The organism is Clostridium zeae (genome assembly GCF_017312485.1).
Lineage (GTDB): Bacteria > Bacillota > Clostridia > Clostridiales > Clostridiaceae > Clostridium_AR > Clostridium_AR zeae.
In genome coordinates this window covers 884533-910624 of record NZ_BMBA01000002.1, presented here as the reverse complement: position 1 = coordinate 910624, position 26092 = coordinate 884533, and the positions used below count along the sequence as shown (strand labels likewise).

Below are 26092 nucleotides of genomic sequence, written 5' to 3'. Positions count from 1 at the left end.
CTTTATAAAGCTCAATATAAAATTTATGCTGGTACAAAGCTATAATTAAAAATAAACAAAATTGGTATATACCAAAGTTTAAAACTTTGAACTGTTAAAGCACCGTGTGAAATTAATTGGTTAATCATACGACGCTTAAATGAGCTTACGCAAAGAATTAATATGATCTTGTCATATTCCATGGCTAAAACTATATAGATATAAATGATAACGCCCCTAATGTAAAGCCTGCTCTTGCTGGTTTTAATTGTGAGTATAACTCTTTGCATTTAGATTTATCTGATATAGCAGTCTGATAAACCTCAATAATAGTTTTCAAATCATCTAAAGTATAAGTTTGTCCTTCAATACGTAAATTTATTGGCTTTTCAAAACTTAAGTCTTCAAGTATAGGAAGTAAACAAAACTCCTTAGATGTAAACAAATGATTTTTTTCATTTTGATCTATATAAACTGGGTTTTCACCTTTATCTGTCATCAAAACTAATACATTATTTTCTACATATTTATTATCACATTTTTCTATAGGTTTTAAGGTGTCAATATTTTCATAAAGATTGTGATCTAAATACATAACTCTTAATGGACCATGTGCTATTAATTCAAGTGGTGACTCTGACAAACTTATAAACTTCGCAAGTTCATTATTTTTTATCTCTAAAGATACAGTAGTTTCATTAACACCAAGATTTCTATAGAATTTTGATGCTTTTTCATTATAAATATTTAAGTTATAGTTTGTGATTAAAGGATACTTATGTCCATATTTATTGATAGCTCCTAAATTCGATACGAGCAATCCATCGAATAAATGCCCATTTTTTTCTAAATAATGATCTAGCATATCAAATTGAAGTTCATTCATCATTTGTGGTAAATCTAGATAAATTTCAGTTTTGTTTTTTATATCAACTAAGTCCTGTAGTTGAGTTAAGCTTATAAATTGATCAGGTAGTAAAACCTCGCATGGCAAATAGATTCTATCTACTCCTAGCTCAATAGAAAGCTTTGCTTGAGCATAATTATTTACCTTAACAGATAACTTGTTTTTATAAGCTACTTTGTTATTGTAATTATTTAAATCTTCTTGAAGTTCACTTATAGATTTCTCAGTAATTTCTGGTTCTTCAGTTGGTACAGAAAAAACTTTACCTGTGGAATAGAATTTACCTGTTCCTTCATAACGTGTGTTTATAAAGTCTAAACCTGGTCTGCCAAAAGCATAAGCAGTGGTAAAATCACGCTTTCTTCCTTCAAATAATTCAGCAGCTTGTTCTTTACGATTAAAGCTTAAGGGATTTTCTATGTATCTATCAATTGCATCTCCATATGCATTTACTAAATCAACTATAAAATCAGTATCTCTCATACGTCCTTCGATTTTAAAGGATGTAATTGAGGCTTCAATAAGCTCAGGAATATGTTCATACATATACATATCCTTTGCAGCAAGAGGGAATTCAGTGTTAAACAAAGAACCATCCTTTTTTATAACATAAGGCCATCTGCAAGGCTTAAAGCATCTACCACGGTTAGAACTGTTGCCAAAAACTATAGAACTGTAGTAGCAGTTTCCACCGTTTGCAGCACACATATCTCCATGAACAAAGTATTCAGTTTCGATATTAGTTTGATTCTGCAAATGCTTAGCGGTTTTCAAATCCATTTCTCTGGATAATACAACTCTTGTTACTCCAAATTCTTGCAATGCTTTTACAAAATCAATATTGTGCACATTCATCATTACAGAAGAATGAATCTCGAAGTTATTAAAGTTATGTTCCGTGCAAATTTGCAGAATTCCAAGGTCTTGAACTATAATTCCATCAACAGGAACATCGTTTAAGAAACGTAGATACTCAATTGCTTCATCAATTTCACTATCATTAATCATATTATTTACTGTAATATAAACTTTCTTATTAACAGCATGTGCCATTTTTAAGGCTTCTATTATTTCTTCATCAGAAAAATTAAAACCTTTTCTCATCATTCTCATATTTAAAGATTTGCCTCCAAGATAAATTGCATCGCAATTTGCTTGTACCATCTTTTTAAAAGTTTCCATAGTTCCTGAAGGGGCTAGTAGTTCTATTTTTTTATTATTAAAATATCTTGCCATATTTCCTCCTGAAATGCGTTACATATAAGACAGAGTTTTATTATAAATCCTATATGAATATTAATACATATATTATAGTACATTAAAATTGTAGGAAACTACAAGTCTAGTTGAAAGGTTTTATCAAAAAGAAACTTTCGGTTGCATAAATTTAGGTAATTATAGGGTGTCGGGAATAAAAAATGCAGAACTTACATTATCAAATGTAAGTCCCGCACTTTTATTTTATATTAATGATATGACTAATTTTAGCACAGAATATATTTAATTAATAATAAGACACTTCTAAAGGATTTCTATCAGTTTGATTCTGTTGAATTTCAGCGCAAACATAGATTATTTGTTTTTTTTCATATTATGAATAACAAGTGCTAGTATTTGAGTTATCATCCCAAAAGTACACACTCCATACCAGCCAAAATGAGAATAGCTATAGGAACCTAGAAAAGACCCCAGTGCGCCTCCGAGAAAAAAGCTAACCATGTAAATAGTGTTAAGTCTGTTACGAGTTTCTTCATTTAAAGCATGTACTCTAGCTTGATTAGAAACATTACAGGACTGTACTCCTAAATCTAGAAGAATAATTCCTAAAATGAGTCCCCACATTTTAAATCCAAATAAATAGAATAATCCGTAAGAAAGTATAACTATGACTATACATATTCCGATTGCAAATCTTGAACCTCTTTTATCAGCTATTTTTCCAACTATAGGGGCAGCGAGAGCACCGCTAATACCAACTAAGCCCAAAATACCTGCAGCTTCAGCTCCCAAATTGTAGTGAGAACTTTCAAGCAGAAATATAAGAGAGGTCCAAAAAGCACTAAAAGCTGCAAACATTAAGGCACCATTGATAGAGGATTCTCTTAAAACTGGCTCTGTTTTTATTAAGTGGACCATTGATTTTAAAAGCTCAAGATATTTAATATCTGAAGTAGGTTTGCATAATGGGATTAACCTTCTAAGAATAAGCATTAGGAGAAACATCATAATAGAGGCTATTAAATAAACCATTCTCCATCCTAAGTATCCTCCTAAGATACCGCTAACAGTACGAGAAAGTAGGATTCCGATTAATAAACCACTCATTATTTTTCCGATGTTTTGCCCTCTATGCTCAGGATTTGATAACTGAGCTGCTAAAGGGATAATAAGTTGAGGAATAATAGAAGTAAATCCTACTGCGAAAGAAGAAATTATAAGAAAATATATATTTCCAGAGAAGAACATACTCATAAGAGATATAATTGAGAATAAAAGCATTATAACTATTAAATTTCTTTTTTCTTTTATATCCCCTAAGGGCAATATAAATATCATTCCGATTGCATAGCCTATTTGTGTTAGTGTAGCTGCATATCCTATGCTTAATTGATTCACATGAAAAGTTTTAGCTATATCCGCTAATAGAGGCTGGATATAATATAAATTTGCTACAGTAAGTCCGCATGCTATTGACATAACTATGATTAGTGTATTAGTTAATATAGGTTTAACATTAAGGTTATCTATTGATGAACTTGTTTTTATAAGAGAGTTATTTGATTGATACATTTATAAATCACTTCCTTATATTATAATAATAACTTGCAATAAATTCTTTAAATTAAAAGCGATAAAAGCCTCTCATTATTAGTATTTGTTTATTTGATGAAATTGGTAAAAATCTTTTCTTCTAGATCTGGCTTTTGGATAGCTTCTTTTCCATGCTCAATAAGTTTAATAAGCCAAGCCATGTTTTTTCCTAATACTCTCATAATTTGAGTTCCTTCTTCATCCTGCAATACCTCACCAGGTAATCTTCCATTGATAACATTCCAATAGTTTGAAGTAGGAATAACCATTTCTGAATGATTGATATAATTATTTAATTGATCAAAGGTTGGAATGCCTCCTGCACGTCTTACTGCCACAACTGCAGCTCCAACTTTTAATCTTAACATACTATCATTTGCTTCAGCTACACGAAAAGCTCTATCTAAAAATGACTTCATTGTACCAGCTATTGCTGAATAGTGTACAGGTGATCCTAATATTACGCCATCTGCATCCTTCATCTTCTCAATCCATTCATTAACAGGATCGTTAGCGATAACACATTTTCCATTCTTATTTTTTGTGCAATATCCGCAAGCAATACAACCTCTGATTGTCTTATTACCTACATGAATTATTTCTGTTTCTATTCCTTCTCTTTCTAATTCATTAGTAACTATCTTTAAAGCATGATAAGTATTACCTTCTTTATTTGGACTTCCATTGAACATTATAACTTTCATTTAATATTCCTCCTCATATATTTAATATACTGAACGTTTAGTTTATAAATATATAATATACTAAACGTTCAGTATTGTAAATACTTTTTTATGTTTAATTAAAAAAAATATATAGTATAATATACGTATAGTTTATAAAATGTATTGTTATACTTTTAGATATAATGGAGGGAATTATACATGGAGAAAAAGTTAGGACGTCCACGTAGTGAAAAAACTAAGGAAGCAATCCTTTCTGCTGCATATGATTTATTGCTAGAGAATGGATTTGGATCGGTTACAATTGAAAAAATCGCTGAAAGAGCAGGGGTTAGTAAAGCTACTATTTACAAATGGTGGGCTAACAAGGCGGCTGTTGTTATGGATGCTTTTTTTGATGCTGCTGTTGTGAGACTTCAGATACCTGATACTGGATCAACTATTGAAGATATGATAATTCAATTAAATAATTTAGCTAAGTTTTTAACCAGTAAAGAAGGAAAAGTGATTAATGAGATAATAGCAGAAGGGCAATATGATCATAAGCTTGCTGATACTTATCGCAAAGTATATTTTAAGCCTCGTAGACTTGATTCACGATTTATATTAGAACGTGGAATTTTAAGAGGAGAATTAAAAAAAGATTTGGATATAGAATTAACTATGGATTTGATTTTTGGACCTTTATTCTATAGATTATTGATAACTGGGGATCCGGTGGACGAGGAGTTCATAAAGCAGGTTATAAATTATGTGTTTCAAGGAATAAAATAAAGCTTTAATATCCTTCTATAAAGGGGATATTTGCGGTTAAGAAAATAGTTGATGAGGCTGGTGCGCTAATAAATTAGCGTAGCAGCTTTTTTTAGCATATTTAAATGCTATGTTAAGTAAGTATCAATCAGATGAGTAAAATTGGGAAATAATTATATAGAGCTTATGCTTATAAAGGTCATAACTACTTAGGGACAAACATATTATAAATTATTAATGTTTAAAATGTATTTTATGAAGGGTATAAAATGGTATGAATAAAATTGATTTTAAAAATTTAAATATAAAAAAGCTATTTGAAAGTAAGGTTGTAGGAAATCTTATTATTGTAATATCAGCATTTGTATTGGTATATTTAGTGGGAGCAATATACTTTGCTAGTCATTTCTTTTTTAATACAGAAATTAATGGAATTGATGTATCATTAAAATCTCATAAAGAAGTACAAGAGATAATAAAGAATGGTGTTAATGGATATAACCTAATATTAATTGAGAGAGATGGAGTAAAGGAAGAAATTGCTGGACAGGCTATAGAGCTTAAGTATAATGATAAAAATAGCTATTTTGAGGTATGTAAAGATATAAATACATTTAAGTGGGGACTTTCATTATTTAAAAAGCAAAGCTGTTATGTAGAGGATCTGTTTGCTTACAACAAGATTAATTTACAGAATAAAATTAATCAATTAGGTTGTTTAAATAAAGAAATTATTGAACCTAAAAATGTAAGCTTTGTATATACAAATAGTTCATATGAGGTTGTAAAAGAAGTATATGGAAATAAGATTAATAAGGCTAATTTAGAAAAGGCCATAGAGCAGAGTATATTAAGAGGACAAACGACATTGGACTTGAATGAAAATCTTTGCTACGACAATCCAAAGTATACTTTAAATTCAGATATAACCCCTAAGACCCAAAAATTGCTGAATAAATATATATTATCAAAAATTATTTATTTGTTTGGAGATAAAAACGAAGTATTAGATAGCGACACAATTAATAAGTGGCTTAGTGTTGATGATAAGCTTGAGGTAGTAGTAAACGAAAACGCAGTTAAAGAATATGTGAATGCATTAAGCAAAAAATACGATACTATAGGCATTGCAAGAAAGTTTAAAACATCTGTTGGAAAGACTTTAGAGGTTAGTGGCGGATTCTATGGCTGGAAGATTAATAGAGATGATGAAGTTAAAAAATTATTAGAAACTCTAAAGCTTGGAAGAACACTTGAAAGAGAACCTATATATGCTCAGAAGGGTGTAACTAGAGGGGAAAACGATATAGGTAATACTTATGTAGAGATTAATATAACACAGCAACATCTATGGTTTTATAAAGATGGAAAGCTTGTAACTCAAGGTGATGTAGTAACAGGCAATCCAAATAGGGGAAACTCCACTAAGCTTGGAATCTATATGCTTAACTATAAACAAAAAGGTTCAACTTTAAGAGGAGAAGATTATGAATCCGATGTGACATATTGGATGCCTTTTAACGGAAATATAGGACTGCATGATGCTAGCTGGAGATATTCCTTTGGTGGTGATATATATAAGAGTAATGGAACTCACGGATGCGTTAATTGTCCACTATATTTAGCTAAAACCATATTTGAAAATATAGAACCAGGGACTCCTATAATTTGTTATGAGGAATAGTGATTTTCTTTACTGTATATAAAATATAAAAACACACATAATAACACCTCTTTTATTAAATAATATTATATAGCATTAGAATTACAACATGGCTATTATTAAGGCTTTAAGGTCTGATAGGCAAAACTATGTGTATTGCTATGAATATAAAAAGAGGTGTTTTTTTGATTAAGCTAATTAGAAATCCAGATATATATCATGGAAAGAATGAAAGGTATAATTTTTTTGAAGGCTGGTATTTTAAACTTGTACAGCCACGTACGGGGGATACATATTGCTTCATACCAGGGGTATTCTTAGGTAAGGAAGGGAAATCACATAGCTTTATCCAGGTGCTTAAAGGAAATGAGAAAAATTTTAAATATTTAAGATTTAGTGAAAATCAATTTAATGCTAGTACATCACAGTTCAATTTTCAGGTGGGGGAGAGTTCTTTTTCACTTAATGGGATTAATCTAAATATAAATCAGCAGTATGAAAGGATATTTGGCACGTTATATTTTGACAATGTTGTTAGGTGGCCAGATAGTGTGATTAATCCTGGTAGTATGGGATTTTACAATTATCTAAGCTTCATGCAATGCTACAGCCAAGTTTGCGCCGTTGATGGTAGTATAAGAGGAAAACTTTCCATTAATGGTAGAATAGTTGATTTCACTGGAGGTAAATTATATATTGAAAAAAATTGGGGGAAAGCATTTCCATACTCCTACATTTGGGCTCAGGGAAATTCCTTTAAAGATGGAGCTGGATCTGTTACCTGTTCTATAGCTCATATACCGATGCCTTTTCCAATGAAGAGTTTTACAGGCTTTTTAATTGGAGTATATGCAAAAGGAAGGTTTTATAAGTTTACAAGTATAAATAAAAGTTCGCTATCAATTAGCTGTGAAGAAGAAAAAGTTATCCTAAAAACTTATAATAAAAATTATTTTCTTAAAATAGAAGCCTTTTATAAACAAGAAACTTTTATGAAATTATATGCACCTCGTCATGGAAAGATGATACCTGTAGCAAGTGAAACTCTTCAAGGAAAACTAAATGTCACACTTTTTGATAAAAAAAGAGGGAATATGATATTTAATGATATATGCTCTTCCGCTGGTATTGAGTTTTCAGAAAATTACATGGACTTAATTTACAAATAAAAAATTAAAATATAAATAATAAGTAATGGAAGGCAATTTTATTTGCTTTTATGCTTCAATATAAGTATTAAACACAGCAACAATAATATGGAGTTCTCTCGTAAAATAAGATATTATTGTATTATAATTATATGGATACTTAAGACAAGGGGTATAAAAGTTTAGATGAGGATAAATAAACTTCTTAGCAATTTAGGATTTTGTTCTAGAAAAGAAGCTAATAGAATAATAGAAGATGGTAGGATAACAGTTAATGGAGTTCAGTGTATTCCTGGACAATGGGTTGAACTTGAGGATAACATACTCATAGACGGGGAGCCAATACCAGTTACTGAAATAGTATATATTGCTTTAAACAAGCCAGTAGGGATAACTTGTACGGCAGCAAGGGAAGTAAAGGGTAATATTATAGATTTCATTAATTATGATAAGTATATCTTTCCGGTAGGAAGATTAGATAAAGAATCACAAGGATTGATATTAATGACTAATGATGGGGAGCTTGCAAACAGAATTCTGGAGTCAGATAATATGCATGAGAAAGAATATGTAGTAACTTTGGATAGACAATATGATGATGAGTTTCTTGAGAAAATGGCAAGTGGAGTGGATATAGGAGGCGTTATAACCAGAAAATGTACTCTTAAAAGGATTAGTGAGGATACTTTTTCTATAGTATTAACTCAAGGTCTTAATAGGCAGATAAGAAAGATGAGTAGGGCTTTAGGATATACGGTTATAAAGCTTATTAGAATAAGAATATTAAATATAAATATCGATGGCATAGAAAATGGTAAGTGGAGATACCTCACAGAAGATGAACTTGAAGCACTAAAAAATGTAATATGATTAATTTAATAAGGAGAAAACATAATCTGATTAGGATTTCAATCTGTTATGTTTTCTCCTTATTTTTGAGCACAAGATTAATTTATATAAAATACTTAATGGCTGAATTAAATCAACTATTAAAAAATTTAGTAGAGAGCTACTTGCTTGAGGATATAAATTTTTCACTATAGGTAGAAAGATTTCTTTCTGTTTTTGCCAACTGCTCGTCTACAATACTAGCATCTTCAATATGACTTATTATAGTAGATACAGTTGTTTTTAGAACTTCATCAACAGTTTTTATTTCCTTGTTCATTTGTTCGATGTTTTTTCTCTGAGCGCCTATAGTACCTATAACTTCTTTAATTTCTTTTTCTACAACAGATATTGAAGATAAGCTGTTTTCTATTTTCTCTATGGCTCTGTTTGATGCAGCAACACCTTTGGTTATAACAGCATTTGATTTATCAGCATTGCTTAGAACTACCTTTGTTTCACTTTCGATGCTGGAGATAAGAGTTGAAATATCTAAAGTGCTATTTTTAGTTATCTCAGCTAACTTTCTAACTTCATCAGCAACAACTGCGAATCCCTTACCTTGTTCACCAGCTCTTGCAGCCTCTATAGCAGCATTTAAGGCAAGTAGATTTGTTTGACTTGCTATATTAGTAATAAGCTGAACTACCTCATTTACCTTACTAAATTTTCTAGCAAGCTCGTTTATACTATTAGTACTGTTGTTATTTTCATTTTCTAAGGATTTTATTATATCGTCCATTTCCTCAATGGCAGCTTTGCCTTCGTTAGACTTATTAACAGTATCTTTAGTTATTTCTATTAACTTGCTACCGTCTAAATTAAGCTTATCAGTAGAATTTATAGTTTCCTTGGAGAGTTCTGATATATTGTCCATATGGCCTTTAACTTGGTCAGCAAGATCCACTAAAACATTATGTTGTTCATTAACTATGTTATGCTGTCCAACAGTCTCACTCAATAACTTATTTGCAGATTCAATAAATTGAATAGTTTGTTCTTTGAAATTATTGTCGTTACGTTTTAAATTTGATGATTCTGTAGGTAGAGATTCCTGTAATTTTTCTTTGTTTTTTCTAAACATAAATTAAAACTCCTTGATATTATGATTCGATTTTGTATATAAGTATATGAAAACTTAAAAGATACACATTTAATAATTACGAGTACTGAGTATTTGAATAAATATATGAACTATTTATTGAGGGCGGAAACCTATAACTGAATTGATATATTTATATATCGGAATTCTTATAGGGAACCTTTAAGTGAAGCTCTTTATAATTAATGATATTTAACTGTGCCAAATGAAAAAATCTCTGCATGAGCTGCTGCAGAGATTCCTAAGGTTATGTTTAGTACTACTGTTGAAGTTTATATAAACATTACCTTATTATTATATTTCCTTTGAATATACTGCAGATGGATTTGGTGTTAATACGATAAATAAGGACATATCCTTATCTGAGGTATTCTTTATACTGAACACTTCTACGCCTTTACAATGAATAACATCACCAGCTGTAATGTTATTTGGATTTCCGTCTACAGTCATTTCTCCATCTCCTGATAAAACATGAACTAAAAGATCACTTTGCTCATGATTGTGTGGTGGAACTCCTTGACCTGGTCTAAAATTAAGTACAAAACTTAAAAGTTTGTCTTCCTTAAATATTATTCTCTTTGTAATTGAGTCGTCACTGAAAGCAATTTTGCTTGAAATTTTTTCTATTTTCATAATAACCCTCCAAGATTAATTAATTTTATGTTATATAGTTTGCATTTATTTATGAAATTTAATTATTGCTGATTTAAATTTAGTTGTTAATTACTTGAAAATATTAAGGAATAAGCTAGATCTAGCATATTTAAAATAAATTCTTAAGAATTTTTATTTTTTGCATCTATTTAATTTAAATTCATGAATTGGATATTTTTGATGTTTTTAATTAGTGAACAATTACATTATATCCAAAATAAAATTTAAATTCTGTGATTTAAATCAAAGAATTACTAGAAGATTAGTATTACAATTTGAGTATAGAAAAACACGGTAGGAGGAATTAATAATGGATAAAATTAAGGCGTTAACTGATATATTAACTAGATTAAATAATGGTGAATCAATAGAAAGTGTTAAAGAGGAAACAAAGGATTTATTAGAAAAAATCAGCCCAACAGAGCTTTCTTTAGCAGAGCAAAAGCTAGTAGAAGATGGTATGAAGACTGAAGATTTAAGAGGTTTGTGTGTAATTCATATGGAAATGTTAAAAGATACTTTAGAAAAACTTAAAGCATCAGTTGATAAAAAACATCCTTTATATATGATGATTACAGAGCATGATAGTATACTAGGTTTCTTACAACAGTTAGAACAACTTAACAACAAGATTCAATGTATGGATAAAGATTCTATAGTTGAAGAGAATATAAAAAATCTTGGAGTGTTAGCTGAAAATTTAATTTCAGCAGAAAATCATCATCTAAGAGAAGAAGATGCATTATTCCCAGAGCTAGAAAGGCTAGGAATCACTGGTCCTACAAGAATTATGAGAATGGAGCATCAAGAACTTAGAGCAAGAAAGAAGAACTTATTACAATTATCTGAACAGTTTGATTCTGAAAACTTAGACGAATTCAAAAGGCAAGTAGATGATAATGCTAAGTATTTGATATTTAACTTAAGAGACCATATATTTAAAGAAAATCACATATTGTATCCATCAGCTCTTGAAAGTATAGAAAATAGTGAAAAGTGGCAAGAAATCAAAGATAAGTGTGATGAAATAGGTTATTGCCCATTTAGTGAAGTTTAGAATTAATTCTAATAGTTTTAAATGATCACTGAAAAATTCACCCAAAGCTAAGAACAGTAAGCCTTGCACCCCTCAAGGCTTACTGTTCTTAGCTTTTTTCTTTGTAGTGTTAATTACAGCATATTCTAAGACTGTATATTATCATGTAAGGAGAGGATTATAAAATTGATAGAAAAATTTGTGAATGATACAATTAATATAAGAATTCATCTATTATTATGATTTTCATTTTTTGTAACATGCTTTTCTCGTATGTAAGTAATGAAGGATAGTAAAACTCCTAAGGTGAATAACAATATTGGCATAAGCCAAGGTTTTGTTATCATAATCTTTGATTTCCACGCAAATATAAAATCTTTCATAGTAACACTCAGCTCCTAAGATGTGGCTAATGGTTATCGCTTAATAGTTTTTTTCTCATTAAAGAGACGATTAATAATATGATAGGAAGTATGTAAAATAACAAAAGCCATAGATTGTAGGGGATGATTTTTAGACCTGCTTCTATATGCTCAGTAGAGTTAGAGGCCATTGACATACCAAGGTATAATATTATTGCTGCGGCAGGGATAACGAATATTCTGTGGCTTTTTGTATATGTAAGTTGTTGAATCCCACGAACTCCTGAATAAAGGTGAATACAAATTTTAAAGAATGCAGTAGTAAGGAATAATAGTACGTTTAGTGCATCGAGGTTTTGTATGAATTCACCTATTTTTATTAATCGAACTAATCTAAACATTGGGAAAATACTTCTTGAAAAAATGGTTTCACCTAGAACAGCTACTGCAAAAAAATCTAATGCAGATATAAAAATTCCAGAAAGTAAGGTTGCGATTAAAACGGTTCTATTAAGTTTATTTTTATTGTTAACAAAAGGATATATCATTGCAAGTTCTATACTTTGCCCAAAGGTTTGAGTTATGCCTAATGGAAAAACAGCCTTCCAGATATCCTTCCAGCCTTTGCCTAAGTATGGTTTGAGATATTGTAAATGTATAATGTCTGAACTAAATATTAATACAATAATTAATATTGAAATAATAGAAGTGATTGGTACAAAAAGTTCACCAAGCCGTCCAATTACTTCTATGCCTGAAAATACTGCATAACTAGCAACAAATATTAATACTAATGAAGTTACAATATGAGGAGTGTTCGGCAAAAGGGTATTTGGAATTAATGACCGTAAATCTCCAATAATACGGCCACCTACATATAAAAATTGAATAGTATACATCCAAGAAATAGGGGTACCAAGCCACTTGCCAAACTGCTTAGGATACCATTCTACTAATGAGAGCCCTGGATTTAGTGAATAAATTTTTATATATATGTAATTTATAAGGATACCTATAAAAGTGCAGATTAATACGGATATCCAGGCAGCTCTGCCAGCATCAGAAGAAAAACCAAATATTACAGTTGTACCAATTTGATAAAATGAAACTAGAGCAAATAATTGAAAATTAGAAATCTTATTCAAAAATATATCCCCTTTATTTGTAAAATTGCTTTAAGATATCCTCTTCTTTTAATTGGAGGGAGTTAGCATCAAAACCTATTTCAGTTATATCTACATCACAAACAACTGATACTTTTAATGATGGTAATAGGGTTTTCCAATCTTTTTTGTATTGATCCTCCCATTGTTTAGGGTACTTTCCACGAACTATGGAACCAAACCCAAACACATCAGAGCAATTTTTATTTTTTGCTTTATCTATAGCAGATTCTGCTAAATTTTTTATTCTATTCTCAAATAAAGTATCAATTTCGTTAATTACTGAAGATTTCGTTAAATCTAGTTTAGTTGTATTCTCAGATATATGAGCTTTAGTTTTAATCCGTATTTTTACGCTTAATCCATCCTTATCCAAAATAGGTGTTATTTTTGTCATATTATTTAAAACCTTAGCAGTAATTTTTCCACCACCTGAGTCTTTTGGAAAGGTCACAGTTCCTGATCCAAGTTTAATTTTATTTTGTATGTAAAGCACTCCTCTATAAGCATCATAATCTATAAAGTCAACTAACTTTGATTTGTTAAATATCCCAGCTCCAGTTATACTAGCTACAGAAGCAGTAGACGAAGTATTTTCTTTACCTGATCGTGTAATTTCAAGTAATGGAATTATGGGATCAATACCCTCTTCTGTTAATGAAATGAAAAAATCTTTTAACTGAACTTCGGCTTTTAGATTTAAGGATTTTAATTTATCTATCTCTTGTGCAATATTTCTTTCTAATGAGGAATCGTTATCGAAAATTTTACTTGCATTTCCTTTGGTCAAAAAAATATGAGTCTTTAAATGTGGTTCTGGATGCCGTGGAAAAAAATCCAGATATTCTGCAGCATTTTCTCTGGCAAGGTACTCGCCTATCAAAACATTCTCCATTTGTGAGAAAAATAAATTTCTAGATATTTTTTTAGAGATTTTATTGCAAGCATCCATGATGTCTTCACCTCCTGAAGAAAAGACAATCACATCATTATTTTGACTAATTTTCTCATTTTCGGATGACTTTTGTGATGTTGGACGTATGCATAATAAGGTCACATCTAAATTATCATTTTCACCTTTATCAATAGCCATACTTGATACAATAATTAAATCGTTTATGTCCTTATTATCCCAGCATCCAGTTAGTAATATAGTTAATATTAAGATTATAGTTAGTAAGTTTTTTTTCATAGTATTGTTCTCCAATTAATGCAAACTGGTTCATATAACGGGTTTTATTTAACTTTATGCCTTTTCAAATTATTATCTTGAATATAGCTAGGGCGTTTTTTTACTCCCCACCAGGGCATTCTCATTAAAGTATCCTTCATGCTTGAGAAAGTTAATGGAGCTAATGGAGCAAGATAAGGGATTCCAAAGGACTCAATTTTAGCTAGATGGATTAAAAGAAATAATACGCCCATATAAAGTCCATATAATCCCAAGGTACCAGACAAAATCATTATTCCAAATCTAAGGATACGTATTGATAAAGCTAGATTGTACCTAGGAATTATAAAGGATGAAATACCTGTAATTGAAACGATTATTACCATGGAAGAAGAAACTATACCAGCTTTTACAGCCGCTTCACCTATTACTAAGGCACCAACTATACTTACTGTTTGACCTGCTGGACTAGGAAGCCTTATTCCGGCCTCTCTCAACCCTTCAAAGAAAACTTCCATCAGTAAGGCTTCAACTAATACAGGAAATGGTACTCCTTGCCTGGAAGCTATTATTGTTAACAATAAATTTCGTGGAATCATACCTTGATGAAAACATAAAACAGCTATATAAAAAGAAGGTAGTAATAATGCATTTATCAAAAAAATATATCTTATAAATCTCAAAAGCAAAGTAGCTATATAATTTTGATAATAATCTTCGCTTGATTGCATTGATTGAAAAAATGTTTGAGGAGCTATCAGAACTATTGGAGTATTGTCTACAATAATACCAACATGCCCTTCAAGTAGCGCACTTGCAAGTCGGTCAGGCCTTTCTGTGTATCCAAACTCAGAAAAAACGGAAAATTTACTGGATTGAAGCAGTTCCTCTACATATCCGCTTTCTAGTATTGCGTCGATTTCAATCTTAGAGAGCTTATTTGTAATTTCATCTACTAAAGATTTTTCTGCAATTCCATCTAAATAGGTAATAGCTGTGTCAGTTTGAGATAGTTTTCCGATTTTTGTTGTTCTGACTTTTAATTTAGGAGTCTTTAGCCTTCTTCTGATTAAGGTTATATTTGTTTCTATATCTTCGGTAAAGCCATCTCTAGGACCTCTAATAACTGGTTCAATGATTGATTCAGAAATACTTCGCTTCGGAAGCTTCCTTAATTCCATTAATAAAGCTTTTGATAAACCATCTACTATTAATGCAACTTTGCCGGAAAGTATAGAATCTATTACTATATTCAACAATTCACTATCTTCAATAGAAGGTAGAAAGATATTGGTTTTTATATAGTCATGTATATTTTCAGTTTTAATATAGTTGGCTGAAATTTCGGATTTGTTAAAATGTATTAGTGGTCTTAATAAATCTTCACTAACAATTTTTTTGTCAATAAAATTATTCAGAAATATTAAGGTACCTTCTATAGAATTATTTATCTTTAAGTCTGTATAGGTTATATCTGAGATATCTGAAAATATATCTTTTATTAAACCAATATTTATCTTTAAACTGTTTGAAAGTTTATCACTGTTGTTAGTTGAAAAAGTCGTACTATGTAAAGAAATATCAGAATTTTTATTTGTTGATTCAAATTTACTTAATAAGTTTTTTAAAATATTCATAGTAAATAACTTCCTAGATAATTATAGATTTATAACTATAGTGTCAACACTAAAGGATAAAATATTCTATCTTTTAATTCTATTAGGATTAAAAATACGGTTGTGGAAAAATATATGACGTATAATGCTGAAACTTGTTTTAACTTTTACGGTTATGACTGAAAAACTACATTTTATGCTACAAAACATTAAATTACTTACGGTTTGTTATAATTTATTTAGAGGTGTTTTAGGATGGAGGAGAAGCTATCTAACGATATGACCATAATGGAAAAGCTTGCTGATAAGATTGCGATGAAGATTAATAAAGTAATTCAGAAGGACGGCATTGAATTACAAAAGGTTAAGCTTGGTATTGAAATACTATTAATTAATATATCTAAATTTATATTGATATTTTTGATTTCTGTAAAGCTTCATTTGGTTATAGAAACAACAATAATTACAATAGTTTTAGGTGCTATACGTAGTAAGGCTTTTGGATTGCATGCAAAGAACAGTATTGTATGCACGATAACTTCTTTAATGCTCTATGTAATTGGCGGTTATATGAGTAATTTGGTACAAGTTAATAGGTATATTATTTTCTGTATATTTATCATTATTAATATTGCTTTATATATGTATGCACCGGCAGATACAGAATATCATCCTTTAATTGGACAGGCCTTAAGAAAAAGTCTTAAGAAAAAAGCTGTTATTACAGGAGTAATATTGATGATGCTAGCATTAATGAGTACTAATTATATTGTAACTAATTTGATAACTTTAGCTTCGATTTTCGAAGTTTTAAGCATATTACCAATAACATACAAAGTTTTAAATAGGAGGTATAATAATTATGAACAATATGAAGAATCAATTATTTGAAAAATTAGCTAAAACTGTAGGAGAGGCATCAATAAAAATAAGTGATAAAGCTACTGGAAAATGCATGATAGGATACTTTTATGAACCAAAAGCTATGCTTGAAATAATAAAAGACAAAAATAAATAATATATATTAAACATTAAAACAGGCTTTTTTACTAGTATAGGTAAAGAAGCCTGTTTTTTTGCTCGCCATTAGATAATGGCGCTATTAAATCAACGGACTGAAATTAAGTGGTTATATAATAAGTTTATATATTAGATTATAGTGAGAAATTGTTATATCAAACAGAAAAATGGTTCTATTTGAATTAAATTACAAAATAATACTCAATAAATGTAAAAAGTAAAAAATGTGATATAATTGGATATGATTATTTTTTAAGGGGGAACTTATGACGAATTTTTTAGATATTTTAATAACGATTTTTTTATTGTTTATAGCTATAATGAACTTGGCAACCTTAAAATTTACTAAAAAAGAGACCATTTGTATAATCATTGCAACTTTAATTATAGCTGTTCCTGTTGGTCTTTTTCTAAGTTATTTAAGCATAATCCCTATAGATATTGCTTTTATGTTTTTCATTTATAAAAAGCATGAAAAAATAATTGTAAGTATCCTGCTGCCACTATTGGCAACCATAATAAGTGTGGTATCAGATTATATAGTAAGTTGCATTAATATTTATGTTTTTAATATAGATATTAATTACTCATATAATAATATAACGTACATATTTTCTCTTATTGCAACTGTGTTTGTTATATTGATTATTAGTAGAGCTGTAAGATGTTTTATAGATAAAAAGCTAAAAGTTATTAATTTTGAGTTAACAAAAAAGTTTAGTCTTATAATAATATTGAGTCTTATAGTTACTTTGATGATATTTTACATAAACATAATGCTAGGTGGAAAATTAGGTTTTACAAATGAAATATTAAAACTAAATGGGATTATATTTTTTATCTATTGCATTTTCTTTTGTATTATAATGTATGTGCTTTTTAAGAGTATAACAAAAGAAATGGAAATTCAAAACAAGCAAGCACATTTTGAAAGTTTACAGAAGTATACTGAAAATTTAGAAAATCTTTACAGTGAGATGAGAGTATTTAAGCATGATTATGTAAATATAATATCCTCAATGATAGGGTATATGGATGATAATGATATGGAGGGTTTAAAAAATCATTTTACTAAAAATATAGTTCCATTAAGTACTGAAATAGGAAGAAGTAAATCAAAAATAGATCTTCTTAAAAATATAAAGATTCCTGAGATAAAAGGAATTCTATCATCAAAATTGATAAGGGCACAAGAAATAGGTATTGATGTTGATATAGATGTGGCAGAACCTATATTAAAAGTATACATGGGTATTATAGATATAGTAAGAGCTTTGGGCATATTGTTAGATAATGCTATTGAAGCTGCTGAAAAGTGTCCAAGTCCTATGATAAAAGTAGGAATTATTAAAAAAGAATATTCTTTAGAAGTAATAATAATTAATAGCTGTTTAGATGATGTTCCGCCAATATATAAATTAAATAAAAAAGGATATTCAACAAAAGGCGAAAATAGAGGAGTAGGGTTAAGTAACTTAAAATTAATTTTAGACAAGTACGATAATATCTTTTTAGATACAATAGTTGAAAATAATACTTTCTTCCAGAGAATGAATATAGAATCTCCTGCATAACCACTTAATTTTAACAATGCCTTTAAAAATAATTTTTAAAAAAAGTTACTTGAATATTATTTTGTGTTAATTCTAATGTTTGTGGTATAATTAATGGTGACAACTTGTTCGTACATGAGTGATGTTTGTGGATCTGGAGGGGATTGAGATGCTAAAGGTTTTTATTTGTGAAGATAATGATAAACAGAGGCAATATTATAAAAAGATAGTTGAAAATACTATAATTATTGAAAATCTTGATATGGAAATAGCTGTAGTTACAAATAAATCTAAAGAACTGCTTGATTATATAAGTAGAAATGATGTAGCAGGATTATATTTTTTAGATGTGGATTTAAAAGAAGAAGTTAGTGGGATAGCACTTGCTGCAGAGATCAGAAAAATTGATTCCAAAGGCTTTATAGTATTTGTTACTACCCATAGTGAGATGAGCTATTTGACTTTTACATATAAGGTAGAAGCAATGGATTACATAATTAAAGACAAATATAATGAAGTGGAAAAAAGGATAAAAGACTGTATCTTAGAGGCTAATAATAGATATAGCAGTAAAGAAAATGATGATGAAATCTTTAGTATTAAGTTGAATGAAAGAATAATAAATTTAGAATTAGATAAAATACTTTTTTTTGAAACCTCTAAAACTGTTAGAAAAGTTATCGTCCATGCTACTGATAGGCAAATTGAGTTTAATGGAAAGATTAGTGATATAGAAGAAAAGCTTGACTCTAGATTTTATAGATGTCATAAATCATATATTATAAATAAGAACAACATTAAAGAATTAGATATAAAGAACAGAATAGCATATATGATTAATGGAGAAGAGTGCATAATATCTAGTCGTTGTGCTAAAGGGTTTATTAAATAGTTTTTATAGGGAGCTTTTAAGCTCCCTTGTTTACTGTTTACAAAGTCACTTCAGCGATTTTTTCATTTCTCACTTAGATCTGAAAAGACAGATGAGTAAAAAAACTAACATAAATGAAACAAATTAAATTTAATAGGATACGGTTATGATAAGAAATTAACAACTTATGCATAAGCTGATAAAAACTCATATTTTAATGATAAATTAGTATTATAGCAATCCATGTTATTTAAAGAAATATACGGAGGTATTATATTTTTTCAAAGTATATACTTTTACTTTATATGGATATAGATATGATTTTAATAATTTATCATTAGAAAGGAGAAAGACAAATTTAGACTAGAAAACTGTAGAAATAGAAAAGGTTTGTCGTAAGAAGCATGAGGAGTATAAATGTATATAAAGAAATAGTATTTAGTAATTTGATAAAGGTTTCATTAAATGGATGTAAAGATGATATAATTCCAGAAGTTAAAAATTTTTATAGCTGCCTTAGGGAAAAAGGTATAGACGTTTATCCGCAAATAGCAACCAATAAAATGGTGAAAAATATTGAAAACGTAAATGTGGAAGAAAGTGAGATTTATGTTATCTCTTCAGAGGATGGTTTAAAAAAGGTAGAAGGCTTATACAAAACATATGAAGAGCTGATGTGGGAGAATGTGGTGATGCTAGAGTATAACGGAGTACTTCTAGAGTTTCAAAATGCTGTTAAAGAATTAAAACTATATATAGAAAAAAATAATATGAAAACTATTTCGGGTTTTTATACCTATATACCGCATGAAATAAAGGGTTCAGATATATTTTCAAGAAGAATTGATATGAATTGTTTTGTGAAAATTGAATAAGAGCAAATATATATGAATAAGTGTAAGTATTATAGACATAAGATTATTCTTAGTCGACAAAATACGTACACTTATTTTTTGTTATATATTTTATTTAATCAATAAAAATACTTAGTGTAAATTAAGTTACCCTACAGTCATACCTTTAATGGATTATTTGAGATTGCTTGTAGATTCAAAATAAAAATCAAGTATCTTCCAAGAGCTAGTGGAATTTTCTTTTATCAAGACATAAAAATTAGTGTAGGCTCCAGATCCATATTGGGCTATTTTATCGGACTCAGGAGTACATTTTTTATAAGTTTCTACAGCAATTACCTTAACCTCTTTGTGTGGAGTATCGTTTACTCTTTCAGGGTAAAAGTAATAGTAGGGATTCATATTATAGAATTGACCATCTGATAGTTTAACCATTTTTGGCTCTCTCCACTGTGCTTCAGGCAATTGCCACATCTTTAGAATTGTTAATTCTTCTGTTACATTTTCATAATTTGTTCCGCTATCGTTAGTTATAGATTCATTATGTGGTGCTGGATAGAAGATATCTTTCAGCTTTTTCTGATCACCATTTGTCTCTGCAACTATATAAGATTCAATAAGTTTTTCTTCTTCAGTTTTAGTTTCTTGCTTAAAGGTAAGTTTAGTTTGAATTATTTTCTTGATATCTACATTTTTTTGGTTCGCTGCTGAATCTTTCATTACATTTTCTGCAATAGTTATCTTTGATTCTAAGGGAGCTGAGTCACAGCCTTGTAAAAATAGTAATGATGAGCATATTAAAATAATAAGTTTTTTCATATCATAATCTCCTTTTCTTTGATTTAATAATAAGCTTTAGATATTTCAAAGTTATTTCAAAGACAAGGGATTTTTATATTTACTTCAAAGGTGTTTAAAGTATTCTTAATTATAAGACTTCCGCTAAGCTTAGTAACTATGCTATCTACGATAAAAAGCCCAATACCATTTCCGGTTATAGTAGAAACATTTTCATTGGTTTTTGAGTTTTTAATATTTATGTTACATAAACTATCTTTTCTTGATATTGAGAGATATACATTACCTCCCTCTAAACCATATTTAATAGAGTTATCTATTATATTTATAAGAAGTTGAACAATATGATTGGTATAGGCTCTTACATGAATATCTGAAATATCATAAGCAATTTTTATATTCTTTGCTGATGCTATAAGTTGCATATCAGATACTATTGTTTCAGCAATAGGTTTTATATTTATTTCATTAAGGTTTTCTTGAGCTTTAGATATCTTTCCTTTTGATACTTCAAGTAGATTATCAACCAGCGAATATAATCTATTGCTTTCATTTTTTATTCTATCTGCAGCAGTAATGACCAGATCAGTGTCGTTATAGTTTTGCTCTAATAAGTCAGAATAAAGCTTTATACCAGTAAGAGGTGTCTTTAGTTCATGGGTTACATTGTTAAAGAAGTCTCGCCTATAAAGTTCTAAGTTTTTTATTGTATCTAGGTTTTCTTTTATGTTGTCTTGCATAACCTTAAATTCAGAAGCCAGTATTCCAACCTCATCATTGCTTTTAATGTTGATTTCAGTATCGTAGGAACCCTTTGAAATTCGCTCAACAATATTTATAAGCTTATATAGAGGATTAGTAATTCTATTTGTTAGATAAAATATTATGACAGTAAATAATATAAACATAAGGAGCATTATAATGTTTAGATTGAAAATAATTTTATTTTTCTCCTCAAATAAATAGCTGTAATCACTCTTAAAATTGATTATAGCTACTAGATTATCATTGAAATATAGTCCGTAGGAAAAGGAAGAGATATATTTATTGTTTATTTTGGTGATGGTAGTTGTAGCGTTATTATTCCGTGCAGCTTTTAAGTCATCGCTAAATAGGATATATTCTCTTTCTAAATCTTTATTTACCTCACAAAGTACATTTAAGTCCTTATCTAAAATTCTTATATATGTAGGATTAAGGGAAGTTATTCCTCCAGCAATACTTTTGGCTAAATATACTATGTTGGTTTGATCTATATCAATACTTTGAAGTTTGGCATATCTATAAATATAGTCCCTAGAGCTAGAGTATAGTATATCACAATCTCTTTTAATTCTATTTGAATATGATTTTTGAAGCAAAGAACTTAGATATATATTTAGAAAAACTGTAGCAAAGAAAAATATCAATATGGATGATAATATAAACTTGGATTTTATACTATTGACTTTAATCTTCATACTTATACCCCATGCCAAATACAGTGGTAATAGGTCGTTTACTTTTAAGTTTTAGCTTCTTTCTAATTCTTGTAATATTTATATCTACAGTTCTATCAGCACCATCAAAATCATATCCCCAAACTTTTTCAATTATTTTATCTCTAGTTAATACAATTCCTTTATTTTCTATAAGATAGACTAATAATTCATATTCTTTAGGATTTAGATTTGCGGAGATACCAGATACAAGAACTTCTTTAGACGAAAAATTTATTATTGTTTCTTCATTGATATTATAAGAATTAAAATTCTTACAGCTTCTTCTTAGCACAATATCAATTCTCATCAGTAGTTCTCTTAAGTCAAAAGGTTTTGTTAGGTAATCCTCCGCGCCAAGTCCAAGTCCTTTGAGTTTATCTTCAATGCTACCTCTTGCAGTTAAGAATATAATCGGCGTACTATGTGATTTTAAATATTCATTACTAATTTGAAAACCATCTTTGATTGGCAGCATCACATCCATAATTATTAAATCTATTCTCATGCTAGGAGCTTGTTCTAAAAAGGTATCCCCTTCATAAAATCTATAACAGTTATACCCTTTCTTTTTTAATGCATAATTTATGCCTTCCGATATAGTAAAATCATCTTCAACTAAGGCTATATTAAACAACTATAATCACCTCATAATAAATTTTGCTTATAGAGTCTTACAAAGTCAACTATAGCATGATTATACAAATATTTCTATTTTAATAGTTACAAATAGATGTATAACTTTGTAATGAATCTTATATTTCGGTGAGGTAAAGAACTGTGTTGAAATTACTTTGCTACACAAACTTCCTAAAAATAATCACCTAAATCTAAATAATGAGTACCTTACATAAATAAAGATAAGTGTTAATATTAAGTTGAATAGATAAAGATTAAGCACTTCAATTTGAAAGTATAAATTTTATTACGAAGTGCACATCCCTATATAAATGAGAATATATCACAATTATTGGCTTTGGGAGGAAAAGATATGAGTAGATTTGCGTTAGTTACAGGAGCAGACAGGGGCCTTGGGCTAGAGCTGGTTAAGAAACTTTTAAGTAATGGGTATAATGTTTTTGCTGGTAGATATCTAACAAGCTATAAAGGGTTAGAGGATTTAAAAAAAGAGAATGCTGAAAGTTTACATATTATAGATTTAGATATTTCAAACCTTGAGAGTGTAAAGCAAGCTAGAACAGTTATAGAAAATGTAACCAATGAACTAGATTTGATTGTAAATAATGGAGCTATACTAGGGGATATAGAGAAAAATATAGAAGATGAACTGGATTTTGAAGAGATTGAAAAGGTTATAAGTGTAAATGCAGTGGGGCCATTAAAGGTGATAAATGTATTTATGAAGTTACTTACTAGAGGTGAAAAAAAGTTAATTGTAAATATATCCTCAGAAGCTGGTAGTATAAGTAATTCCAATAGAACAGGATGGTTTGCATATTGCATGTCAAAGGCTGCACTTAATATGGAATCAACAATAGTAAATAATAGCTTTAAAGAAAAGGGTGGACAGGTTTTGGTTATTCATCCTGGTTGGATGAGAACTTATATGAGAGATAAGCTTGATAGTGAAGCACCTTTAACTCCTGAATATTCTGCTGATCGCATATGTAACATAATACTTAACAGTGATAAATTTAAAGCTGATAAAGCTGTTTATATGGATTATGAAGAGAATTTAATGGAATGGTAATCGAGAGGTAATAATTATGGATCAATATAAAAAGATACTAATAATTGGAGAATATGAAAATGCAATGTATCATCCGCTTAAAGATGTTGAAAAAGAACTTAGGAGCATAATAGGAGATGAATTTCAAGTTATAGCTACTGACTATTTCAGTAATCTTAGTTATGAAGATATTAAGGAATATAGCTTAATCATATCTTATACAGATTGCTGGCAAGCTAAGGGAAATAAAAATCTTGCCTCAGCATTTGTAACCTTTGTTGCTCAAGGTGGAGCATTTGTGGTAATTCATAATGGAATTTCACTACAAAATAATTATGAATTAGCAATGCTAATAGGAGCCAAGTTCACGATGCATCCAGAAGCAACTATGTTAAATTACAAGAATTTTAGTATGAATCACCCTATTATGAAGGAATGTATTGAGTTCCAAATACACGAAGAACCTTATCAGTTTGTATTTGACAACCTAGTTGATAAAGAAGTGCTTTTTTATTATGAATACAATAATATACTTTATGAGGCTGCATGGTCATTAGAATACGGAAAAGGCAGAGTGGTGTATTTATCACCAGGACACAGTAAGGAAAGCTTTGAAGTTGAAGCTTATAGAAATATAATAAAGAGAAGTATTTATTGGTCAATGAAAGAAAGATTGTAGAAAATACTATAGCTCTCCATAAATAAATTCATATATAGATATACCTCTTTGAGTTGCATTTTAATTTTCTGTAAAGATTATTTTAATTTACCTCCAAAGAGGTATATTTTTTTACTATTTAGGCAGGAATAAAATTTTTATGTCTGCTAAACCTAGGCATTTCAGTGAGAATTTTATAATCACATGAAAAAATTTCTAAAAATGTCTTGCAATATAAAGTTACTTATTGTATTATACTTACATAAAGTAAGTTTGTTTAATTTTATGATTTAAGATTCATTAGTTAGACAACTTCGAATATATAAATTCCCCGTTTATATAGAATAATTATTTTATAGATGAACCACTTCAATTCGAAAGTATAAATTTAAGTATGAAGTGGTTCATCCATAAGTAAATTAAAAACAATAATACTAGCAGATAAAATTGATGCTTTGTGAATAGGTTATATAAGTGCTAGTAAGTAATAGAAGATTGAGGTGTGAAATGGCTGATTTAAAAACATTAATTGAACAAAGACACTCTGCCAATAATTTTATAGAAGGAGTGAAAATACCTAAGGAAGATTTTGAGGCTATATTTGATTTATTAAAATTAGCACCATCTTGTTTTAATATTCAACATGCTAATTATTTAGTTATAACGGATGAAGAGAAAAAAGAAGCTTTAAGAGAAGCTGCATTTAATCAATATAAAATACATACTGCATCTGCAGCTGTGTTAGTTCTTGGTGATAAGGAAGCTTATAAGAAAGTGGATTCAATATATTCTGGAATGTTAAGTTTAAAGATGCTTTCAAAAATTGATTACGATAAGATGATGACCGATGTGTTTAATTTATATGAAGGAAGAGGACAAGAGTTCCAAAGAGATGAAGCTATAAGAAATGCTTCTTTATCAGCAATGATGTTTATGATGATTGCGAAGGACAAAGGCTGGGATACCTGCCCAATGATAGGCTTTGATAATGAAAGAGTAAGTAAATTATTTAATATACCAGAAAACCTTGAACCTGTACTTTTGATAACAATGGGAAAAGAAGATACCTCAAAGAGAAGAATGAGAGGTTATAGAAGACCTGTAGGTGAATTTGTTACCTTTGAAACTTTTAATAAATAAAGGCACTGTTAAAGCACCATGTTGAAATTAATTGGTTAATCATCCGACGCTTTAATGAGCTTACGCAAAGAATTAATATGATTTTGTCATA

The 26092-nt window shown here is 29.3% G+C and carries 25 protein-coding genes; 13 read left to right on the top strand and 12 right to left on the bottom strand.

Translation table 11 applies throughout. The features are described from left to right. Positions 1-190: 190 nt before the first annotated feature. From J3477_RS13485 to J3477_RS13475, 3 genes are all read right to left on the bottom strand, one after another. A complete protein-coding gene (locus J3477_RS13485) occupies positions 191-2122 on the bottom strand; it encodes a U32 family peptidase (RefSeq protein ID WP_206870462.1) in 1932 nt (643 codons plus the stop codon). A gap of 336 nt (positions 2123-2458) precedes the next feature. Further along, the gene (locus J3477_RS13480; RefSeq protein WP_206870461.1) at positions 2459-3676 is read right to left on the bottom strand and encodes an MFS transporter; all 1218 of its coding nucleotides are present in this window, start codon (positions 3674-3676) and stop codon (positions 2459-2461) included. 89 nt (positions 3677-3765) lie between these two features. Continuing rightward, positions 3766-4401: a flavodoxin family protein gene (locus J3477_RS13475; protein ID WP_206870460.1), complete on the bottom strand. Its 636-nt coding sequence runs from the start codon at positions 4399-4401 to the stop codon at positions 3766-3768. Positions 4402-4581: 180 nt separating this feature from the next. Here J3477_RS13475 and J3477_RS13470 point away from each other — a divergent pair, with 180 nt between their 5' ends. The 4 genes from J3477_RS13470 to J3477_RS13455 all read left to right on the top strand — a co-directional run bounded on the left by J3477_RS13470 (position 4582) and on the right by J3477_RS13455 (position 8814). After that, on the top strand, positions 4582-5154 hold the full coding sequence (locus J3477_RS13470) for a TetR/AcrR family transcriptional regulator (RefSeq protein WP_206870459.1): 573 nt from the start codon (positions 4582-4584) through the stop codon (positions 5152-5154). Positions 5155-5407: 253 nt separating this feature from the next. Continuing rightward, positions 5408-6817, top strand: a complete 1410-nt coding sequence (locus J3477_RS13465) for a L,D-transpeptidase family protein (RefSeq protein WP_206870458.1) — start codon at positions 5408-5410, stop codon at positions 6815-6817. Positions 6818-6981: 164 nt separating this feature from the next. Continuing rightward, positions 6982-7965 carry a tocopherol cyclase family protein gene (locus J3477_RS13460; RefSeq protein ID WP_206870457.1) on the top strand — a complete coding sequence of 328 codons (984 nt, stop codon included), beginning with the start codon at positions 6982-6984 and terminating at the stop codon, positions 7963-7965. A gap of 165 nt (positions 7966-8130) precedes the next feature. After that, positions 8131-8814 (top strand): pseudouridine synthase, encoded by a 684-nt coding sequence (locus J3477_RS13455; RefSeq protein WP_206870456.1) that lies wholly within the window; start codon positions 8131-8133, stop codon positions 8812-8814. A gap of 139 nt (positions 8815-8953) precedes the next feature. Here J3477_RS13455 and J3477_RS13450 read toward each other — a convergent pair whose 3' ends face one another. Together J3477_RS13450 and J3477_RS13445 are read right to left on the bottom strand one after the other, a co-directional pair. Next, the gene (locus tag J3477_RS13450; RefSeq protein ID WP_206870455.1) at positions 8954-9916 is read right to left on the bottom strand and encodes a methyl-accepting chemotaxis protein; all 963 of its coding nucleotides are present in this window, start codon (positions 9914-9916) and stop codon (positions 8954-8956) included. A 312-nt stretch (positions 9917-10228) separates the two neighbouring features. Further along, complete coding sequence (locus tag J3477_RS13445) at positions 10229-10570, bottom strand: cupin domain-containing protein (protein ID WP_206870454.1); 342 nt, start codon at positions 10568-10570, stop codon at positions 10229-10231. A gap of 331 nt (positions 10571-10901) precedes the next feature. On the opposite strand from J3477_RS13445, the gene J3477_RS13440 reads away from it, so the two are divergent. Beyond that, on the top strand, positions 10902-11648 hold the full coding sequence (locus J3477_RS13440) for a DUF438 domain-containing protein (RefSeq protein WP_206870453.1): 747 nt from the start codon (positions 10902-10904) through the stop codon (positions 11646-11648). Positions 11649-11854: 206 nt separating this feature from the next. Here the strand turns inward: J3477_RS13440 and J3477_RS13435 are convergent, their stop codons facing one another. Genes J3477_RS13435 through J3477_RS13420 form a run of 4 tightly spaced genes read right to left on the bottom strand, consistent with a single transcriptional unit; the run spans position 11855 to position 15960 of the window. After that, positions 11855-12010: a hypothetical protein gene (locus J3477_RS13435; RefSeq protein WP_206870452.1), complete on the bottom strand. Its 156-nt coding sequence runs from the start codon at positions 12008-12010 to the stop codon at positions 11855-11857. Positions 12011-12036: 26 nt separating this feature from the next. Further along, a complete protein-coding gene (locus tag J3477_RS13430) occupies positions 12037-13134 on the bottom strand; it encodes a GerAB/ArcD/ProY family transporter (protein ID WP_206870451.1) in 1098 nt (365 codons plus the stop codon). A 13-nt stretch (positions 13135-13147) separates the two neighbouring features. Next, positions 13148-14344: a Ger(x)C family spore germination protein gene (locus J3477_RS13425; RefSeq protein ID WP_206870450.1), complete on the bottom strand. Its 1197-nt coding sequence runs from the start codon at positions 14342-14344 to the stop codon at positions 13148-13150. 44 nt (positions 14345-14388) lie between these two features. Beyond that, entirely contained in the window at positions 14389-15960 is a 1572-nt protein-coding gene (locus tag J3477_RS13420) for a spore germination protein (RefSeq protein WP_206870449.1), read from the bottom strand. Between the two features lie 234 nt (positions 15961-16194). Here J3477_RS13420 and J3477_RS13415 point away from each other — a divergent pair, with 234 nt between their 5' ends. From J3477_RS13415 to J3477_RS13395, 5 genes are all read left to right on the top strand, one after another. Beyond that, positions 16195-16830, top strand: coding sequence for an accessory gene regulator B family protein (locus J3477_RS13415; protein WP_206870448.1), 636 nt, complete (start codon positions 16195-16197; stop codon positions 16828-16830). Continuing rightward, complete coding sequence (locus J3477_RS13410) at positions 16802-16957, top strand: cyclic lactone autoinducer peptide (RefSeq protein WP_206870447.1); 156 nt, start codon at positions 16802-16804, stop codon at positions 16955-16957. The genes J3477_RS13415 and J3477_RS13410 overlap by 29 nt, the downstream gene beginning before the upstream one ends. A gap of 268 nt (positions 16958-17225) precedes the next feature. Next, the gene (locus tag J3477_RS13405) at positions 17226-18533 is read left to right on the top strand and encodes a sensor histidine kinase (RefSeq protein ID WP_206870446.1); all 1308 of its coding nucleotides are present in this window, start codon (positions 17226-17228) and stop codon (positions 18531-18533) included. Between the two features lie 148 nt (positions 18534-18681). Continuing rightward, a complete protein-coding gene (locus J3477_RS13400) occupies positions 18682-19404 on the top strand; it encodes a LytR/AlgR family response regulator transcription factor (protein ID WP_206870445.1) in 723 nt (240 codons plus the stop codon). Positions 19405-19787: 383 nt separating this feature from the next. Beyond that, positions 19788-20258, top strand: coding sequence for a hypothetical protein (locus tag J3477_RS13395; protein ID WP_206870444.1), 471 nt, complete (start codon positions 19788-19790; stop codon positions 20256-20258). Between the two features lie 153 nt (positions 20259-20411). On the opposite strand, the gene J3477_RS13390 is transcribed toward J3477_RS13395, so the two are convergent. The 3 genes from J3477_RS13390 to J3477_RS13380 are packed head-to-tail and all read right to left on the bottom strand — an operon-like array spanning position 20412 to position 23150. Next, positions 20412-21056 (bottom strand): DUF4829 domain-containing protein, encoded by a 645-nt coding sequence (locus tag J3477_RS13390; RefSeq protein WP_206870443.1) that lies wholly within the window; start codon positions 21054-21056, stop codon positions 20412-20414. A gap of 56 nt (positions 21057-21112) precedes the next feature. Then, positions 21113-22495 (bottom strand): HAMP domain-containing sensor histidine kinase, encoded by a 1383-nt coding sequence (locus tag J3477_RS13385; RefSeq protein WP_206870442.1) that lies wholly within the window; start codon positions 22493-22495, stop codon positions 21113-21115. Beyond that, a complete protein-coding gene (locus J3477_RS13380) occupies positions 22485-23150 on the bottom strand; it encodes a response regulator transcription factor (protein WP_206870441.1) in 666 nt (221 codons plus the stop codon). Before J3477_RS13380 ends, J3477_RS13385 begins: the two co-directional genes overlap by 11 nt. Positions 23151-23504: 354 nt before the next feature. Here J3477_RS13380 and J3477_RS13375 point away from each other — a divergent pair, with 354 nt between their 5' ends. The 3 genes from J3477_RS13375 to J3477_RS13365 all read left to right on the top strand — a co-directional run bounded on the left by J3477_RS13375 (position 23505) and on the right by J3477_RS13365 (position 26001). Beyond that, on the top strand, positions 23505-24224 hold the full coding sequence (locus J3477_RS13375) for an SDR family oxidoreductase (protein WP_206870440.1): 720 nt from the start codon (positions 23505-23507) through the stop codon (positions 24222-24224). 16 nt (positions 24225-24240) lie between these two features. Further along, positions 24241-24882 carry a ThuA domain-containing protein gene (locus J3477_RS13370; RefSeq protein WP_206870439.1) on the top strand — a complete coding sequence of 214 codons (642 nt, stop codon included), beginning with the start codon at positions 24241-24243 and terminating at the stop codon, positions 24880-24882. Positions 24883-25368: 486 nt separating this feature from the next. Then, positions 25369-26001 (top strand): nitroreductase family protein, encoded by a 633-nt coding sequence (locus tag J3477_RS13365; RefSeq protein WP_206870438.1) that lies wholly within the window; start codon positions 25369-25371, stop codon positions 25999-26001. Positions 26002-26092 lie beyond the last annotated feature (91 nt).